14 protein-coding genes are annotated in these 16,917 nt (G+C 63.5%); 9 read left to right on the plus strand and 5 right to left on the minus strand.

The window, feature by feature from the left end; all coding sequences use genetic code 11:
- The first annotated feature begins 109 nt into the window (after nucleotides 1-109).
- Nucleotides 110-322 carry a DUF7455 domain-containing protein gene (locus EWU68_RS09095; protein WP_129315819.1) on the plus strand — a complete coding sequence of 71 codons (213 nt, stop codon included), beginning with the start codon at nucleotides 110-112 and terminating at the stop codon, nucleotides 320-322.
- A gap of 142 nt (nucleotides 323-464) precedes the next feature.
- Here EWU68_RS09095 and EWU68_RS09100 read toward each other — a convergent pair whose 3' ends face one another.
- From EWU68_RS09100 to EWU68_RS09110, 3 genes are all read right to left on the minus strand, one after another.
- Nucleotides 465-1,862, minus strand: coding sequence for an RNA polymerase sigma factor (locus EWU68_RS09100; protein ID WP_129315820.1), 1,398 nt, complete (start codon nucleotides 1,860-1,862; stop codon nucleotides 465-467).
- A 248-nt stretch (nucleotides 1,863-2,110) separates the two neighbouring features.
- Nucleotides 2,111-3,457 carry a DUF4192 family protein gene (locus EWU68_RS09105; protein WP_129315821.1) on the minus strand — a complete coding sequence of 449 codons (1,347 nt, stop codon included), beginning with the start codon at nucleotides 3,455-3,457 and terminating at the stop codon, nucleotides 2,111-2,113.
- A 140-nt stretch (nucleotides 3,458-3,597) separates the two neighbouring features.
- Nucleotides 3,598-4,527, minus strand: coding sequence for a proteasome assembly chaperone family protein (locus EWU68_RS09110; protein WP_129315822.1), 930 nt, complete (start codon nucleotides 4,525-4,527; stop codon nucleotides 3,598-3,600).
- Between the two features lie 255 nt (nucleotides 4,528-4,782).
- On the opposite strand from EWU68_RS09110, the gene EWU68_RS09115 reads away from it, so the two are divergent.
- The 4 genes from EWU68_RS09115 to EWU68_RS09130 all read left to right on the plus strand — a co-directional run bounded on the left by EWU68_RS09115 (nucleotide 4,783) and on the right by EWU68_RS09130 (nucleotide 10,228).
- Nucleotides 4,783-6,303: a leucyl aminopeptidase gene (locus EWU68_RS09115; protein ID WP_129315823.1), complete on the plus strand. Its 1,521-nt coding sequence runs from the start codon at nucleotides 4,783-4,785 to the stop codon at nucleotides 6,301-6,303.
- 187 nt (nucleotides 6,304-6,490) lie between these two features.
- On the plus strand, nucleotides 6,491-7,864 hold the full coding sequence (gene lpdA / locus EWU68_RS09120; protein ID WP_129315824.1) for a dihydrolipoyl dehydrogenase: 1,374 nt from the start codon (nucleotides 6,491-6,493) through the stop codon (nucleotides 7,862-7,864).
- A gap of 68 nt (nucleotides 7,865-7,932) precedes the next feature.
- Nucleotides 7,933-9,732 (plus strand): 2-oxoglutarate dehydrogenase, E2 component, dihydrolipoamide succinyltransferase, encoded by a 1,800-nt coding sequence (sucB, locus tag EWU68_RS09125; protein ID WP_129315825.1) that lies wholly within the window; start codon nucleotides 7,933-7,935, stop codon nucleotides 9,730-9,732.
- Between the two features lie 145 nt (nucleotides 9,733-9,877).
- Entirely contained in the window at nucleotides 9,878-10,228 is a 351-nt protein-coding gene (locus tag EWU68_RS09130; RefSeq protein ID WP_129315826.1) for a hypothetical protein, read from the plus strand.
- Nucleotides 10,229-10,231: 3 nt separating this feature from the next.
- On the opposite strand, the gene EWU68_RS09135 is transcribed toward EWU68_RS09130, so the two are convergent.
- Complete coding sequence (locus EWU68_RS09135) at nucleotides 10,232-11,839, minus strand: protein kinase domain-containing protein (protein WP_162421384.1); 1,608 nt, start codon at nucleotides 11,837-11,839, stop codon at nucleotides 10,232-10,234.
- Nucleotides 11,840-11,971: 132 nt separating this feature from the next.
- On the opposite strand from EWU68_RS09135, the gene lipB reads away from it, so the two are divergent.
- The 3 genes from lipB (at nucleotide 11,972) to EWU68_RS09150 (ending at nucleotide 14,626) form a co-directional block, all read left to right on the plus strand.
- A complete protein-coding gene (gene lipB / locus EWU68_RS09140) occupies nucleotides 11,972-12,652 on the plus strand; it encodes a lipoyl(octanoyl) transferase LipB (protein ID WP_129315828.1) in 681 nt (226 codons plus the stop codon).
- 53 nt (nucleotides 12,653-12,705) lie between these two features.
- A complete protein-coding gene (gene lipA / locus EWU68_RS09145; protein WP_129315829.1) occupies nucleotides 12,706-13,713 on the plus strand; it encodes a lipoyl synthase in 1,008 nt (335 codons plus the stop codon).
- Between the two features lie 166 nt (nucleotides 13,714-13,879).
- Entirely contained in the window at nucleotides 13,880-14,626 is a 747-nt protein-coding gene (locus EWU68_RS09150) for a DUF4191 domain-containing protein (protein ID WP_397556151.1), read from the plus strand.
- 91 nt (nucleotides 14,627-14,717) lie between these two features.
- Here EWU68_RS09150 and EWU68_RS09155 read toward each other — a convergent pair whose 3' ends face one another.
- Nucleotides 14,718-15,194 carry an RDD family protein gene (locus tag EWU68_RS09155; protein WP_129315830.1) on the minus strand — a complete coding sequence of 159 codons (477 nt, stop codon included), beginning with the start codon at nucleotides 15,192-15,194 and terminating at the stop codon, nucleotides 14,718-14,720.
- Nucleotides 15,195-15,423: 229 nt separating this feature from the next.
- Here EWU68_RS09155 and glnA point away from each other — a divergent pair, with 229 nt between their 5' ends.
- Nucleotides 15,424-16,848, plus strand: coding sequence for a type I glutamate--ammonia ligase (gene glnA / locus EWU68_RS09160; protein WP_129315831.1), 1,425 nt, complete (start codon nucleotides 15,424-15,426; stop codon nucleotides 16,846-16,848).
- Nucleotides 16,849-16,917 lie beyond the last annotated feature (69 nt).

Consider the following 16,917-nt stretch of genomic DNA (forward strand, 5'->3'; position numbering starts at 1 on the left):
TGGATGAACACTCAAACCGGTCAGCGATTCCGCAGTCGGCCCGCCACTTCCGGACGGGAACGGTGGAACCCGAAGGCACTGATCGGCCGTAGACGTCAGGAGGAAAATCATGACGGCGACATTGGAAGCTCGAGAGCTCAACGCAACCGACCGTTGCGATTCCTGCGGGGCCCAGGCCTACGTTCGCGTGGTCCTCGAGAACACCGGTGGCGAGTTGCTGTTCTGCGCTCACCACGCGACCACCAATGAGGAAAAGCTTCGCCCCATGGCTGGCTTGTGGCAGGACGAACGTGATCGTCTGACCACGACTCCGTCCGTCTGATTCCGCAGTATCCTCGTCCCGGGGGCGACCCCTCGGGACACGAACAAGGCCCCGGACCGCTCGAGCGGTCCGGGGCCTTGTTCTTTCCTCCGGCAGGTTCCCGGCTTTCGCCGAACCCGGGAACCTGCCGGAGTGCTGCCTATCAGTCCAAGTAGTCGCGCAAGACCTGCGAGCGCGAAGGATGCCGAAGCTTCGACATCGTCTTGGACTCTATCTGTCTTATACGCTCGCGGGTGACACCATAGACCTTCCCGATCTCGTCGAGAGTCTTGGGCTGCCCGTCGGTCATACCGAACCTCATCGCGACGACGCCGGCTTCCCGTTCGGACAGGGTGTCCAGGACGGAGTGCAACTGCTCCTGCAACAGGGTGAAGGAGACGGCGTCGGCCGGGACGACTGCCTCGGAGTCTTCGATCAGGTCACCGAATTCGGAGTCGCCGTCTTCGCCGAGGGGCGTGTGGAGCGAGATGGGCTCGCGACCGTACTTCTGGACCTCGACGACCTTCTCCGGAGTCATGTCCAGTTCCTTGGCGAGTTCCTCCGGGGCAGGCTCACGGCCCAGGTCCTGAAGCATCTGGCGCTGGACGCGGGCCAGCTTGTTGATGACCTCGACCATGTGGACCGGGATGCGGATGGTGCGTGCCTGGTCGGCCATGGCGCGGGTAATGGCCTGACGGATCCACCACGTCGCGTACGTGGAGAACTTGAACCCCTTGGAGTAGTCGAACTTCTCGACCGCACGGATGAGGCCGAGGTTGCCCTCCTGGATCAGGTCGAGGAACAGCATCCCGCGACCTGTGTACCGCTTGGCCAGCGAGACCACGAGTCGGAGGTTGGCCTCCAGCAAGTGGTTCTTGGCGCGCTTGCCGTCGTGGATGACCCAACGCAGTTCCTTGCGCTCTTCGCGGCTCAGCGAGTCCTTGTTGTCCTTGAGCTTGTGCTCGGCGTACAGACCGGCCTCGATGCGCATCGCGAGGTCGACTTCCTGCTCGGCGTTCAGCAGAGAGACCTTGCCGATTTGCTTCAGGTAGTCCTTGACGGGATCCGCGGTCGCCCCTGGGGCGATGACCCGTTGGGCGGGTTCGTCATCGTCGTCGGTCGTGGAGATCACGAAGCCGTTGCCGCGTGCGGCAACCGTCTTCTTCTCTTCGGTGTCCTGGTCCTCGTCGCCCTGTTTCTCCGTGGCCAGGGCGTCGACGGTCTCGGTCTCGACCTCGCCTTCGACGATCTCCTCGGTCTCCTCCGGGGCGGTGTCGGCCGTCGTGACCGACGTGTCCGTCGTCTCCTCCGGGGAGTCGGCGTCCACCCGCTTCTTGCCCGAAGTCTTCGCGGCCGTCTTCTTCGGTGCGGACTTCGTGGCAGTCGACTTAGAAGTGGCCTTCTTGGCCGTGGTCTTGGTCTGAGCCGTGCTCTTGGAAGCCGTGGAGGTTTTTGACGACGACGCCGAGTCGGCGCTCTTCTTCGCCCCGGCGGACACCGTGGTCTTTTCCTTGACCTGGGTATCGCCGGATTCCGACTTCTTGTGTGCAACTGGTGACACTCAAAAACCTTTCTTCCATGTCCTGTGTGCGCAGGTGGTTGAAACACCTATGACCCTGTCAAGCCCGGGATCCCGCGTACGCGGGAATTTCACGTGGACTTGCAAGGCCGTACACACAGGACAACTTGGCATACGCCGCATTTATTCCCTGATCGGAACGTCAATTCGCCGGGCCACGTGAGGTGCGGTGCACCATAGGCAAGACGGGGTCTTCGGTCAGTCATTGTGTCAGATTTTTCCTTCGGAGCCTATTTCTGACCTGCTCCGTTCCTGAAGCCCGCCAGCCACATGGGCAAGGGGCGCTCGTTCATCGCGACACGCAACCTGACGGCGGCCGCCCTGGCCCGCTGCGTGCGCACCACGTCCAGGTACCGCCCGGCCTGGCTGCTCAGGCCCATGAACCAGCTCAGACAGGCGTTCGCCACATGAGCATCGTCCACGACGGGTCCGGCCTCCAGATGTTCCACCGCGTTGAGAACCACTCTGAGGGCTCGAATCCGTTCGACAGGCGGGGGCGTGCCTCGCTCTCCCCGCATGAGTGCGGCCTCGTCCTCCGACGTCGTCATGGCCGGGCCGCGCCGCAGAGCCAAGGCATCACGAGGCCCAGCGTTCTGCTCGGCCCTGCCCACGTCCAACAAGACAGAGGACAAGAGATCGGACGGCCCGACCGAACGTTCCAACCACCTCGCGGCCGAGGCATAGTCTTCGGCCCTCAGAGCTGCGGTGGCCGAGTACGCCGCGCTTCGAACATCCTGCGGTGCGTCGAAGAACGAAGTCAGTCTGTCCACCGCACGGCGGACCAGATGATCGGCGTCATCCGCTTGTCGGCCACGATCGCGGACGCCCCGGTACCGCATTTTCAGCGATGCGGCCGCCTGGTCTCCGATGGCCGAGGCGAGATCCCATCGACCGGGCAGACGCCGGTCGTCCATCACGGCCACCTCCGACTCCCGCACGACAAGCCCCCGAAAGGCCAGGGCGGCGCCGAGTGGACTTTCGAGGATTGCGCTCGTCTCCCCGCCGTACAGGATCGGCCACCACTGGCCTGTCGCTCCGGCAGAGCGCTCGTCTGGTCGCACGGAGTCCTCTCCCTGGATCCCAGGGAGGGGGCCGAACCCCTCGACAACACTCCCCCAGGACCCGTGGGCCCGGTCGACGACCCACAGCCCTTCTCTCGAGACTCCGATATCCGCGCACCTTCGGAGCGCGACCATCATGGCCGAGACCCCTTCGGCGTGACGGGGAACGCCCGGCCGCGTCGGGCTCGTTGCGTCCGTCTCCTCGGGAGCGGAAAGGTCGAGGCCGGATCCGCTCGTGAACACGGCCGCGAACACTCGGGTGGTGGCAGGCGACGAAACCAGGGTTTCGACGATCCGATGCAACCCGTCGGCCCATTCCAGCAACTGTTCAGGGTGGGACGGCAGGTCCATACGGGCGCAACCACGCAATTCGGTGTCCGTCGCTGAAACGAGCATCAGAGATTCTTCGGGCCAGTACCCCAGGGCATAGACCATGTAGGCCAGAATGTCCTCCGGTTCTCTGGCCGGTGTTTCGTCCGCCGTGGTGTACGCACCCGGTGTCATTGGTCGGTTCATGCCCTCACCATGCCTCAGCCCTTGCGGAGGGCAGACCCGAGATCTCGCCTAGGGTCCCAGGACGTGGACAACCTCCCGTTAAACACGTGAAGCCACCTCCCTGTGGAGATGGCTTCACGTTCCCGCGGTTGAGCGGACGGTCAGGAACCGGGTTCGCTGTCATTGTCCTCGTGCTCCGCCAGGAAACGCTCGATGGTCTCCCCGAGTTCGTCTGCGTCGGGAATCTCGGATTCGTCCCGCGCCAACAGGGACCGCGGGCCGGACTCGGTGATGGTCTCGTCGTATCGCTTCTCCAAATGGCTCACGACACCCTGCACCTCTGCCGAACTTCCGACCTGTTCGTTGATCTGTTGTTCGACGTCACGTCCCGCCTCCCGGAGGTGGTCGGTGGGCAAGTTCAGCTTGGTCGCCGCGCTGAGATGCTCCAAGGCCGTCACGGCGGCCTGCGGCAATTCGGCCTCGGACAAATACTGCGGCACGTTGACGGTGTAACCGACGGTGTCGAAACCGCGACGCCCGAATTCGACCTCGAGCAGGTGCCCGGCGGATGCCCCCAGTTCGGCCAGGGGCTTCCACGGCGAGATTCCCTGAATCAAGTCGTGTCGGTTGCCGTGCGCCGTGACAGGCAGGGGACGCGTGTGCGGAACCGGCATCGGCATCGAAGCGACGGACGCGACGAGACGCACCCGAAGCTTTTCAGCAAGCTCTGTCACCGCTTCGCTGAACCGTTGCCACTGCAGGTCGGGCTCCGGGCCGGCGAGCAGCAGGAACGGCTGCCCCAGGCCGTCGGTCACGGCATACAGCTTCAGCTCCGGCATGCTGACGTCCTCGAAGTGGTCCTCGATGAAGCGGACTCGCGGCCGACGCGACCGGTAGTCATAGAGCTGATCGACGTCGAACTCGACGACTTCTTCGGCGTCCAATTCAGCCAGGATCGCTTCCGAAACCTGTTGTGCGGTGAATCCGGCCTCGGCAAAACCCGTGAGGGAGACCACGAGGTCGAGTCCCTTGAGCCGCGGGTCGTTCAGCAGACCCTGGTGACCCAAATACAGCTTCTGTGGATCTTGCATCGGCTTACCCCTCACCTCGTCTCGAGTCGGCCGTCCTGACGACGGTCCGGCTGCTTCTGGCAAATTATCCCCGCCTTCCTCTCCATCCACCAAGCGCAACGCCTAGGCTGGAGCATGGGAACCAGCAGAAATCCTTGTACGACTACAACCAATTCAATGAGCTGAGTATTTCCCGCAGCGCTGTGAGGCAGGGCGCATTGACTCGCCCACAGCGGAATCGCTTCCGTATCCACCGTTCACAGCAAGGAGCATGGTTTGACTGAGTCCACCGACCTCGCATTTTCCGTCATCAGCCCGGATGCCGACGTCATTGAGGCGCAAGCCCTCGTCATCGGCGTCGTCAAGGGCGACAACGGGCCCGAGCTGGCCCCTTCCGTCCTCGACGCCGACAGCGCGGACGCCATCGAAGCCAGCCTGGAGGACTTGGGCGTCACGGGGGCCGAAGACAGCCTCCAGCGCCTTCCGGGCTATGGAGACGAAGGCCCGGGCCTGATCGCCCTCGCGGGGCTGGGCTCGTTGCCTCGGACCGGCCCCGGACGGCTGGATGCCCTGCGGTCGGCCGCAGGCAGCGCCGTCCGACAGCTCATCGGGCTGGACTCGGTTGCGCTGAACCTGCCGGCAGAGACCCTCTCGGAAGTCGCGGCACTTGCCGAAGGTGCCGCCTACGGGGCCTTCTTCGACCCGGGGCAGCGCACTGACGAGGAAATCCGGTCCCGGCGCCCGGTATCCGACGTCGCGATCGTCAGCGGCATCGACCGGGAGGCCGCCGATGAGGCGCTGGCCCGAGCTCTGGTCCTGGGCGAAGCGGTGGACAACGCTCGCCGCCTCGTCAACCAGGCTCCCAATGACCTGTACCCGGAGACCTTCGCTGATCGCGCGGTCGAGCGGGTCAGCGGAATCGACCACGTGACGTGCGAGATTCTCGACGAGAAGGATCTGGAGGCCGGCGGGTTCGGAGGCATTCTCGGCGTCGGGCGGGGCTCGGCACGGACCCCGAGACTCGTCAAGGTCGACTACAACCCCGACAATGCGCGAAAGAGCGTCGCGCTGGTCGGCAAGGGCATCACCTTCGATTCGGGCGGCATCTCCTTGAAGCCCGGCGCCTCCATGATGACCATGAAGTGCGACATGGGCGGAGCCGCCGCCGTACTCAACGCGGTCGCCGCCGCCGGGGAGCTCGAGCTGCCCGTCCGCGTCACCGGGTACCTGTGCATCGCGGAGAACATGCCCTCCGGGACCGCAACCAAACCGAATGACGTGCTGAGCATGCGCGGCGGAAAAACGGTCGAGGTCCTCAACACCGACGCGGAAGGCCGACTCGTCATGGCCGATGGGCTCGCCTACGCGTCCGAATCGGATCCGGACTACCTGCTCGACGTCGCGACGCTCACCGGAGCCCAAATGGTCGCCCTGGGCACGCGCCACTCGGCCGTCATGGGTGAAGAAGAGCTCCGGGGCCGGGTCATCGAAGCCTCCGAACGGGCGGGCGAACAGTTCTGGCCGATGCCCCTGCCCGCGCACATGAGGGGCGAGCTGAATACCGAGGCAGCCGACCTGAAGAATATCGGCGCGGGTCGCAATGGTGGAATGCTCATCGCCGGCCTGTTCCTCCAGGAATTCGTCGGTGAATCCGAAGGAAAGAAGATTCCCTGGGCCCACCTGGACATTGCCGGGCCCGCCTACAACGAGGGCTCGCCCTATGGTTTCGTGCCCAAGAACGGCACGGGCGCTTCCGTGAGCACGCTGGTCAGTCTGATCGAGGATCTGGCTGACTAGGACCTGTTCACGCCGGACGGCACACCGGGGGCGCTTTGGGGATGTGAGTAGCCTCTCCAGGGCGCCCTTTGTGTCAAGGTGTCAATAAGTGGAGTCGGAGCCGACCTGAGTTATAAGGTGGGATCGATTCATCATCAGCGACGGGCAGTGAAGCAGCCCGTACCCAACGCGCGAGGGAGCGTTTCACGTGGCCGATTCGGCAAATGCTTTCGACATTCTCATTCTTGGCGGCGGTAGCGCCGGTTATGCTGCCGCTCTTCGATCCGTTCAGCTCGGTTTCAGCGTCGGGCTGATCGAGAAGGAAAAGGTCGGCGGAACATGCCTCCACTGGGGCTGCATCCCAACGAAGGCGTACCTCCACTCTGCTGAAGTCGCGGAAGAGGCCCGTGAGTCCGAGAAGTACGGCGTCAAGGTCAAGTACGAGGGCATCGACATGGGTGCCATCCGCAATTACAAGGACGGCATCATTGCCGGCAAGTTCAAGGGTCTCCAGGGCCTGTTGAAGATGCGCGGCGTGACCGTGATCGACGGCGCCGGCAAGATGACCGGGGAAAACACCATTGAGGTGAACGGGACCGAATACACCGGAAAGAACATCATTCTTGCTTCCGGATCCGTCTCGAAAACCTTCGGCCTGGAGATCGGCGGCCGCATCCTGACCTCGACCCAGGCCCTCGAAATGGATTACCTGCCGAAGTCCGCCATCATCCTGGGCGGCGGCGTGATCGGCTCCGAATTCGCCTCGATGTGGAAGGCGATGGGCGTGGACGTCACCATCATTGAGGGACTGCCCCACCTGGTCCCCAACGAGGACCCCTCGATCATCAAGGTTCTCGAGCGCAGCTTCAAGAAGCGCGGGATCAAGTCCAATTTGGGGACCTTCTTCGAGAAGGTCGAACAGGACGACGACGGCGCCAAGGTCACCCTGACCGACGGCAAGGAATTCGAGGCGGACATCGTTCTCGTCGCCGTCGGACGCGGTCCGAACACCGAAGGACTCGGATTCGAAGAAGCCGGCGTGACCATGGACCGAGGGTTCGTCATCACCAATGAGCGCCTCCACACCGGCGTCGGCAATGTCTACGCGGCCGGCGACATCGTCCCCGGCCTGCAGCTGGCCCACCGTGGTTTCCAGCAGGGCATCTTCATTGCCGAGGAGATCGCGGGCCAGAACCCCGTGATCGTCGAGGACATCAACATTCCCAAGGTGACGTTCTCGGACCCCGAGATCGCCTCCGTGGGCTATACCGAGCCCAAGGCCAAGGAGAAGTTCGGCGACGACAACATCGAGGTCGCCGAATACAACTTGGCAGGAAACGGCAAGAGCTCGATCCTCGGAACCGGCGGCATCATCAAGTTCGTGCGCGAGAAGGAAGGCCCCATCGTGGGTGTCCACGCGATCGGCAAGCGCATCGGTGAGCAGATCGGCGAGGCCCAGTTGATCGTCAACTGGGAGGCATACCCTGAGGATGTCGCCAAGCTCATTCACGCGCACCCGACCCAGAACGAGGCACTGGGTGAGGCGGCCATGGCCCTGGCCGGTCACCCCCTGCACGGTTAGCACCGGGCTCGTCCGCAGATCGCCAGAACTTACACAGGCACTATTCACAAGGAGAACGGGAAGAGACGATGTCTGAAACCGTAGAACTGCCCGCACTGGGCGAATCCGTAACCGAAGGAACCGTTACCCGCTGGCTGAAGTCCGTGGGCGACACCGTCGAGGTCGACGAGCCGTTGGTCGAGGTCTCGACCGACAAGGTCGACACCGAGATCCCGTCCCCGGTCGCGGGCACGATCGAGGAAATCCTCGTCGACGAGGACGAAGAGGTTGAGGTCGGCGCTCCTCTGGTGCGTATCGGCGACGGATCGGGAGCTTCCGGATCCTCCGATTCACCGGAACCGGCGGCTGAGGAACAGTCCGCAGAAGCACCGGCCGAGCAGCCCGAGCAGGAAGAGGCTGCCGCGGAGACACCTTCGGCACCGGCCGAGGACACTCAGGAATCTTCCGGTTCCGCCGGCGGGGAAGGCCAGGAGGTCACCCTGCCTGCTCTCGGAGAGTCCGTCACGGAAGGCACCGTGACCCGTTGGCTCAAGTCCGTCGGCGATACCGTCGAGGTCGACGAGCCGTTGGTCGAGGTCTCGACCGACAAGGTCGACACCGAGATTCCCTCCCCCGTTGCCGGCACCTTGCTCGAGGTCAAGGTCGACGAAGACGAAGAGGCCGAGGTCGGTCAGGTTCTGGCCATCGTCGGGGAACAGGGAGCGTCGGCGCCCTCGAGCTCCTCGGACTCCTCCGGTCAGGACGAGGCTCCCCAGCAGGAATCCGCTCCCCAGGCTGAGCCGGAACCCAAGCAGGAGTCCGCGGAACCCGCCCAGGAGAAGGTCAAGGAAGAACAGCCGACCGCGACGCCCAAGGCCGAGGACAACGCCTCGAACCAGGCATCCCAGGGTTCGGACTCGACGAAGAACTCCGGCGAGATCTACGTGACCCCGTTGGTTCGCAAACTGGCCAAGCAGGAAGACATCGATCTCTCGACCATCGAGGGCACCGGTGTGGGCGGACGCATTCGCAAGCAGGATGTCCAGGCCGCGATCGACGCCAAGAAGGCGGCTGCTCCCTCAGAGAAGCCGGCACCGGCTTCCGAGGCACCCGCCGCATCCTCCCAGTCCTCCGCTTCGGCTCCGACACCCGCCGTGGACACGGAGAAGCGAGGCAAGAAGGAAAAGGCCCCGCGCATCCGGCAGACGATTGCCAAGAGGATGAAGGAATCCCTCGACGTGTCGGCCCAGCTGACGCAGGTCACCGAGGTCGACATGACCCGCGTGTCCAAGTTGCGCGATCGTGCGAAGAAGTCCTTCCAGACTCGCGAGGGCGCCAAGCTGACGTTCCTCCCGTTCTTCGCCAAGGCTGTGGCCGAGGCGCTCCAGCAGCACCCCAAGCTGAATGCCTCCTACGACGCCGAGGCCAAGGAAATCACGTACCACGACTCCGAGGACATCGCGATCGCGGTGGACACGGAGCGCGGTCTGCTGGTTCCCGTGGTCTCCAATGCGGGAGACCTGAACTTGGCTGGTCTGGCCAAGAAGCTGGCCGATGTCGGCGAGCGGACCAAGTCGGGGCAGATCGGACCGGATGAGCTCTCCGGAGGCACGTTCACCATCACGAACATCGGCTCCTTCGGTGCCCTGTTCGACACCCCGATCATCAACCAGCCCCAGGTCGGAATCCTTGGAACCGGTTCGATCGTCAAGCGTCCCGTCGTCGTCACCGACGCCGAGGGCAATGACACGATCGCCGTCCGCCAGATGTGCTACCTGTCGCTGACCTATGATCACCGACTGGTCGACGGTGCCGACGCCGGCCGTTTCCTCCAGACCCTCAAGAAGCGCCTCGAGGACGGCAACTTCGAGTCCGAGGTCGGACTCTAGGAGTCGTATCGGACAGATCCCCGAAAGCGGCCGTTCCCTTCCCTGGGAGCGGCCGCTTTCGTCGGTTTCGGCCTCGGGTGCGACCCCGCGCACATTTTGGTGTCACTGCGTCAGCAAAACCGTCCCACGAGACTAAAATGAAGGCATGTCTTTTCTCATGTCAGTTCTCCTCTTTCTGCACATCGTAGGAGCGGCCCTGGTCTTCGGCCTGTGGGTGGCTTACTTCAAGCCTCCGCGAGTGGTGCCGGCACAGTACTATGCGGCACTCCTTCAGGTGGTCACCGGCCTGATCATGTTCGGAATGCTCGAAATGCAAGGCGGCGCGGTGAACCACGCGAAGCTGGGAGTCAAGCTGGTCATCGGCCTGGTGATCGCCGTGGTCGCCTTCATTGGTCAGCGCAAGTACAAGCGTGGCGAAGAGGTACCCACGGGAATTGCGCACGCGGTCGGTGGCTTGAGCCTGATCAATATCGCGGTCGCAACCTTGTGGAACTAGGACTCAGTTCGGAACAGATTCCACGGCCTTGATTCTCCAGGAGCCGGTGGCCCGGTCCAGATGCAGACGGATGCTTTGGGTCGTGTCACCGGCTCCTTGCGTGCTGGGAGTGGTCTTTTCCCACCCGGAGACAACAAGTTTCGCCCTGACCCGAGCCAGGCTGTCGTTTTCCTCTTCGACCACGATGTCCTCGGCTCGGGTCCTGAGGTCGCCCCACACCACCGATCTGGAGCGCAGGGTATCGATGCAGTCCCTGTCCGCCTTCTCGACGTCACTGCCTGCCACGGCATACCCTCCGATCAGAGAAGGGTCCCTGTCCCTGAGCGCCTTGTCCCTCTCCGCGACCAGATGCTCGACGGCCTCGGCGGCTCCCGCCGGCTCAGGCGTGCCGGTTGGGACGCCCCCACCATCGACGGTCGGTGCCGCGAATATCGGCGAGACTTCCTCGACATCCCTCGGGTGAGGCGCCATGTCCGAGGTGGGCAGAGGGCGAGAAGCACCGTGGACCGCGGCGGCGACCAGCAGGAGCCCTATCACCATGGCCTTCCACCGCCGTCGTGCGGCGTGCACCAACGGCGCAAGGCACCGAAGTCTGGACAGCGGGCCAAGCCTCGCGGCGACCCGAGCCCGTCCCCTGGATGCCGTCGGTTCGACATCCAGCTTCCTCACCGTCACACCTCCGCGCGTCAAAGAACGACCCCTCAATGGCCCTGGCCTTGCCGGGAGGCGAGGGGCGAAGTCGGCATCGGCCGTGGAATGCAGGTCGAGGGGAACGGCATCCCATGCTCCCCGTACCACCAGCGCAAGCTCCTGCGCCTCGGGGCGCGCCGACGCATCGGGATCCAGAGCCGCTTCCAACACCTGGACCACATTCTTGGTCGCGCTCGGGCAACTCATCGGCAATGGAATCCGATGTTCCCACGGGCCTGGGCTCCGACCGGTCAGCATCCTCCAGGTAAGCTCCGCGAAACGGAGGACATCATCCGCGGGCGTTCCCGCGGATCCCGGAGCGCCGCCTCCACCCGACCACGGATCCGGCCACGGAGGCATCACCACGGACGCCGCTCCCCTGGTCAGAAAGATGTTGGAGGCATCGACTCCTCCGTGGACCAGGCCCTGACTGTGCAGCCAGGACAGGGCCCGGCCGACGTGCGCGACCACCCCGGCACACTCTTCCGGCTCGAGTCTCCGGCGGCTCTGCAGCACCCGGTCGAGACAACCGCCCTCCGGGAATTCCAGGACGAGGAAGGGCAGGATCGGATCGCTCGCGGAGGCTTCATAAGTGTGCAGGATGTGCGGGTGCCGCATCGAACTCCGGTGCGTGTTGACCTCCGACGCCCACATCGTGGGCGCATTCTCGAAGGCCGCTGCTTTTCCGCCCGGGCGCGGATGGATCGTGATCAACCGTTCCGTGCTGGCTCGGTGCCGGGCCGCACGCTCGAATTCGTTCCGTGACGTGATTCCGGCGGCAGGCAGGGCTCCGTCCACGCCTGCCTCCCGAAACCGCGCGTACCAGAGCGAGGCCCCTGAGCCTTCACCCACCTTTTTGATGAGTCGGTACCTGTCCAGATCCGCCGCCGCGAGGTCGGCGGCCTCGGGCGTCTCCACCATGCTTCGATCCATGCTTCAGAAATACACCCTCGATCATGAGAATGATCACGTTATCCACAGGCATCCCGCATCTTCGCGCATTTCGTCGACATGCGATTTAGAGCGCCCGAAGCCCAGTTGTAGGCTGGTCACATGTCATTGGTCATGAATCGGGTCGGTCTCGCACCCGAGTACGTGGACTATCGTGAGGCCCTCGCACTTCAGGAGGAGATCCACCACCGCGTCAGCAACGAGGAACAGGACAACACCGTGCTGCTCCTCGAACACCAGCCGGTATACACGGCAGGCAAACGCACGGAGAAGCACGAGTATCCGAACGACGGCACGGATGTGGTCCCCATCGACCGGGGCGGGAAACTGACCTGGCACGGGCCCGGAATGCTGGTGGGCTACCCCATCCTCAAACTTCCGGAACCTATCGACGTCGTTCGCTATGTCCGGATCCTGGAAGAAATTCTCATGAAAGTCGTCCGTGATCTCGGCATTGACGGACAACGCGTCGAGGGCCGTTCCGGCGTCTGGGTCCTTGGCGAAGGCATCGAGCCGGACAAGAAGATCGCCGCGATCGGGATCCGGGTCTCGCGCAACACGACCATGCACGGGTTCGCCCTGAACTGCAACAACGACCTCGGGTCGTTCTCCAATTTCATCCCGTGCGGGATCACTGACGCTTCGGTCACCACCATCAGCGAGCAGCTCCGGCGGAACATATCGCCGAGCGACGTTGTTGACCGAGTTGAACAGGAACTATTGGCCAATGCGGACCGCTTGGCAGCGCAATTCGTTCCGCGTGGCGAAGAGGCTACGGCCTGATCAATGACTCGCCAGCCGCTTTGCGGCGAGCCGTGGACATCGAAGGAGAGACCATGACCATCGCCCCAGAAGGACGCAAGCTCCTCCGCGTGGAAGCGCGGAACGCCGAGGTCCCCATCGAGAAGAAGCCCTCGTGGCTCAAGAACACCGCCAAGATGGGGCCCGAATACCAAGAGCTCAAGAAGATGGCCCGGAGCCAGGGGCTGCACACCGTCTGCGAGGAAGCCGGCTGTCCCAATATTTATGAATGCTGGGAGGACCGGGAAGCCACGTTCCTGATCGCCGGAGACACCTGCACGCGCCGGTGCGACTTCTGCGACATCGCGACGGGGCGTCCCGCTCCCCTGGATCCCCTGGAACCCGCCAAGGTCGCCCGCTCCATCCAGCAGATGGACCTGCGGTACGCCACCGTCACGGGCGTCGCTCGCGACGATCTTCCGGACGGATCGGCCATGCACTATGCGAAGACCATCGAAGCGATCCACGAGCAGAACCCCAATACCGGTGTCGAGATTCTGATTCCGGACTTCCAGGGCAAGCCGGATCGCCTGGACATGATCGTGGATGCCGGTCCGGAGGTCTACGCGCACAACGTCGAAACCGTTCCGCGCATCTTCAAGAAGATCCGCCCGGCCTTTACCTACGAGCGGTCGTTGGACACCATCTCGCACGGCAAGGAACGCGGGATGATCACCAAGTCCAACCTGATTCTCGGGATGGGTGAGACCAACGATGAGGTCTACGAGGCGCTCTGCGACCTGCACGACGCCGGGACCGACATCATCACGCTGACCCAGTACCTGCGTCCGTCCCCGCTGTTCCACCCGATCGACCGGTGGGTCAAGCCCGAAGAATTCGTGGCGCTCTCCGAGGCCGCGGAAGAGATCGGTTTCCTCGGGGTCATGGCGGGCCCGATGGTTCGTTCGTCCTACCGTGCCGGTCGCCTCTGGGCTCGCGCCATGGACAAGATGGGGCGGCCGATCCCAGAGCACCTGGAACACATTCAGGACACCGGTTCGGCGCGCCAGGAAGCTTCTTCCCTGGTGGCGGCCGGACTCTGACCTTCCGTCCTCCGCCACGGCAGGATGACGACGACGCGGCCCCGGGCTCTCCCGCCCGGGGCCGCGTCGTCGTCGCATCGAGTTCGCGAGTCTCGGACACTCCCGTAGAATGGTCGCGAATGCCGGGCACACCGGCGCCGCCCGTACCCGACTGCATTGAGGAAAAATCGTGTCGTCCCAGTCTGCCAAGAACGGCAAGCTCACGCGTGAGGAGAAGCGCGAGGAGAAGCGAAAGAAGAAGGGGTCCAAGCCGGGCTATTTCGCACAGATGAAGCAGGTCTTCACCATGACGCGGAAGTCGGATCCGAACATCACCTGGATCCTCCTTCTCGCCGGTCTGGTGACCCTCCTGGTGTTCTTGCTCGTGGGCGTCCTGTTCCACAACTGGATCACATGGCTGATCATCGGCGTGCCCGTTGCGGTCCTGGTCTGCGTGATGATCCTGTCCCGGAGGGCGGAGAGGGCCGCCTTCGGTCAGATCGAAGGCCAAACGGGCGCGGCCGGCGCTGCGCTGTCCACGTTGCGCCGTGGCTGGATCGTCGAGGAGCAACCGGTCGCGGTCAACCCCCGAACCCAGGACCTCGTGTTCCGGGCGTTGGGTCGACCGGGCGTCGTCCTCGTAACGGAGGGACCCGCGGGACGGGTGAATTCCCTGATTGCGCAGGAGAAGAAGAAGTTGAATCGGGTTGCCCCGAACGTTCCGATCCACGTGATCAAGGCCGGCAATGGCGAGGGCCAGACCCCGCTGAAGAAGATCACCAAGGTCATGAAGAAGTACCCGAAGAACCTCACCCAGCAGGAGGTCCACGCGGTGAGCAACCGTTTGGCTTCGCTGAACAAGGGCATGCCGATGCCCAAGGGCGTTGACCCCATGAAGGCCCGTCCGGACCGCAAGGGACTCCGCGGACGATAAGACGGCGTTCCTCACCGTGGATGGGGCCCCGACCGGTGACGGTCGGGGCCCCTTTTCGTCTTTCGTCGCCGCGCGCGGACCGATGGATCAGTCAGCGGATGCGCACAAGGATTGTGCCGATGGCCCTGTCCTGCAACCCACGGCCGTCCTCGTCCACCACCAGAATCGGGATGATCACCGTGACCAGGAGGCCCCGGATGAAACCCTTGCCGAATCCCGCCGGCCTGCCGTCAACGGTCTGAACCTGCATCCCGCAGAGAAAATGACCGAGCGTGTGCCCCATGAAACCGACCAGCAGTCCCTGGTACACCCAGAAAATCCCGGACGTGGCCAACGAATGGACGAGAGAATCTCCGGACCCGAAGAGGACCGAAGAGATTCCCAGACAGATCAGCCAATCGATGACGAGCGCAAGAAATCTCCACGGCACGGTGGCCAGGGAACCCCGGCCGCGCTCCGGCCTCCCGAACCGCTGACCCGGGTACTCCGAGCGTTCCCCGGAGGCGTGGTTCGATGATTGCTGGCCCTGCGGACCACTGGATTCGGAAGGGGGTCGGGAAGATGCCATAGCTCCAGGATATCCAAGGTGGTTCGGCCATACGGGTTATGGTTGAGACAGCGTTCACGCCGTTGCGGTGGTGCACACGACGTCGTCCGAATTTACACGTCCGAAACAATTCGGATACAGCCGGGCAACGTCGCCTGCCTACCGTGAGCAACAGAAAGCGTGAGGGCGTCCACAGTCATGAGGCGTCCGGCGTGATTGCATTGAGCAAATCTAGAGGAGTACTCCGACCATGTTCGAAAATGCCCAGGAAGTGCTGGACTACATCGAGAACGAGGACGTCGTCTTCATCGACATCCGGTTCACCGATCTTCCCGGTGTCCAGCAGCACTTCAATCTTCCGGCCAAGTCCATCGACGATGACTTCTTCGTCAACGGGCAGCTCTTCGACGGGTCGTCGATCCGAGGCTTCCAGGGAATCGCAGAGTCCGATATGCAGCTCATACCGGACCCCAAATCGGCTTTCGTGGATCCTTTCCGCCTTGAAAAGACCATTGTTCTCACGTGTTCGATCGTGAATCCCCGAACCGGGGACCCGTACCACCGCGATCCCCGTGGTGTGGCGGAACGAGCCGAGGCCTACCTGAACTCCACGGGCATCGCGGACGTCGCCAATTTCGCGTCCGAGGCCGAGTTCTTCATCTTCGAGGACGTCCGCTACCAGGTCTCCCCCGAGCACACGTTCTACCGTGTCGATTCAGATGAGGCCCCCTGGAACTCCGGCCGCAAGGAAGAAGGCGGCAACCAGGGCAACAAGACGCAGGTCAAGGGCGGTTACTTCCCGGTCGCGCCGCAGGACAAGCAGGCCGATCTGCGCGACGCCATCTCGGTCACCCTGGACGAGGTCGGTCTCGAGGTCGAACGCGCCCACCACGAGGTCGGGGCCGCCGGTCAGGCCGAAATCAATTACAAGTACAACACCATGACCCTGGCGGCCGATGATCTGCTGAAGTTCAAGTACATCGTCAAGAACGTCGCGGATGCGTACGGAAAGTCGGCGACGTTCATGCCGAAGCCCGTATTCGACGACAACGGCTCGGGCATGCACTGCCACCAGTCGCTCTGGAAGGGCAGCGAGCCCTTGTTCTTCGACGAGCGCGGCTACGCCAATCTCTCCGACCTCGCCCGCTGGTACATCGGTGGGCTGCTGGAGCACTCGTCCTCGGTTCTTGCCTTCACCAACCCGACCGTGAACTCGTACAAGCGGCTGGTCAAGGGGTACGAGGCGCCGGTCAATATGGTGTACTCCCAGGGCAATCGCTCGGCCGGTATCCGTATTCCGATCACTGGGTCCAACCCGAAGGCGAAGCGCCTCGAGTTCCGCGCCCCGGACCCGTCCTGCAACCCGTACCTGGCCTTCTCGGCTCAGCTCATGGCAGGCCTGGACGGCATCCGCAACCGCATCGAGCCGCCGGAGCCGATCGACAAGGACCTGTACGAGCTCCCGCCGGAGGAAGCCAAGGACATCAAGACGGCGCCCGCCAGCCTCGACGAGGCCTTGCGAGCACTCGAGGAGGATCACGAATTCCTTCTGGCCGGGGATGTCTTCACCGAGGACCTGATCCAGACGTGGATCGAGTACAAGCGTGAGAACGAGCTCGAGCCGCTCTCGCTGGTTCCGCACCCGTTGGAGTTCCAGCTGTACTACGGGGTCTAACTCTTAGAGAGGCTTGGATGCCTGGTATTTCGGGGGTAGAGCGATTAGCTCTACCCCCGATTTCTGTCC

The sequence above is a fragment of the Rothia koreensis genome (assembly GCF_004136575.1).
Lineage (GTDB): Bacteria > Actinomycetota > Actinomycetes > Actinomycetales > Micrococcaceae > Rothia > Rothia koreensis.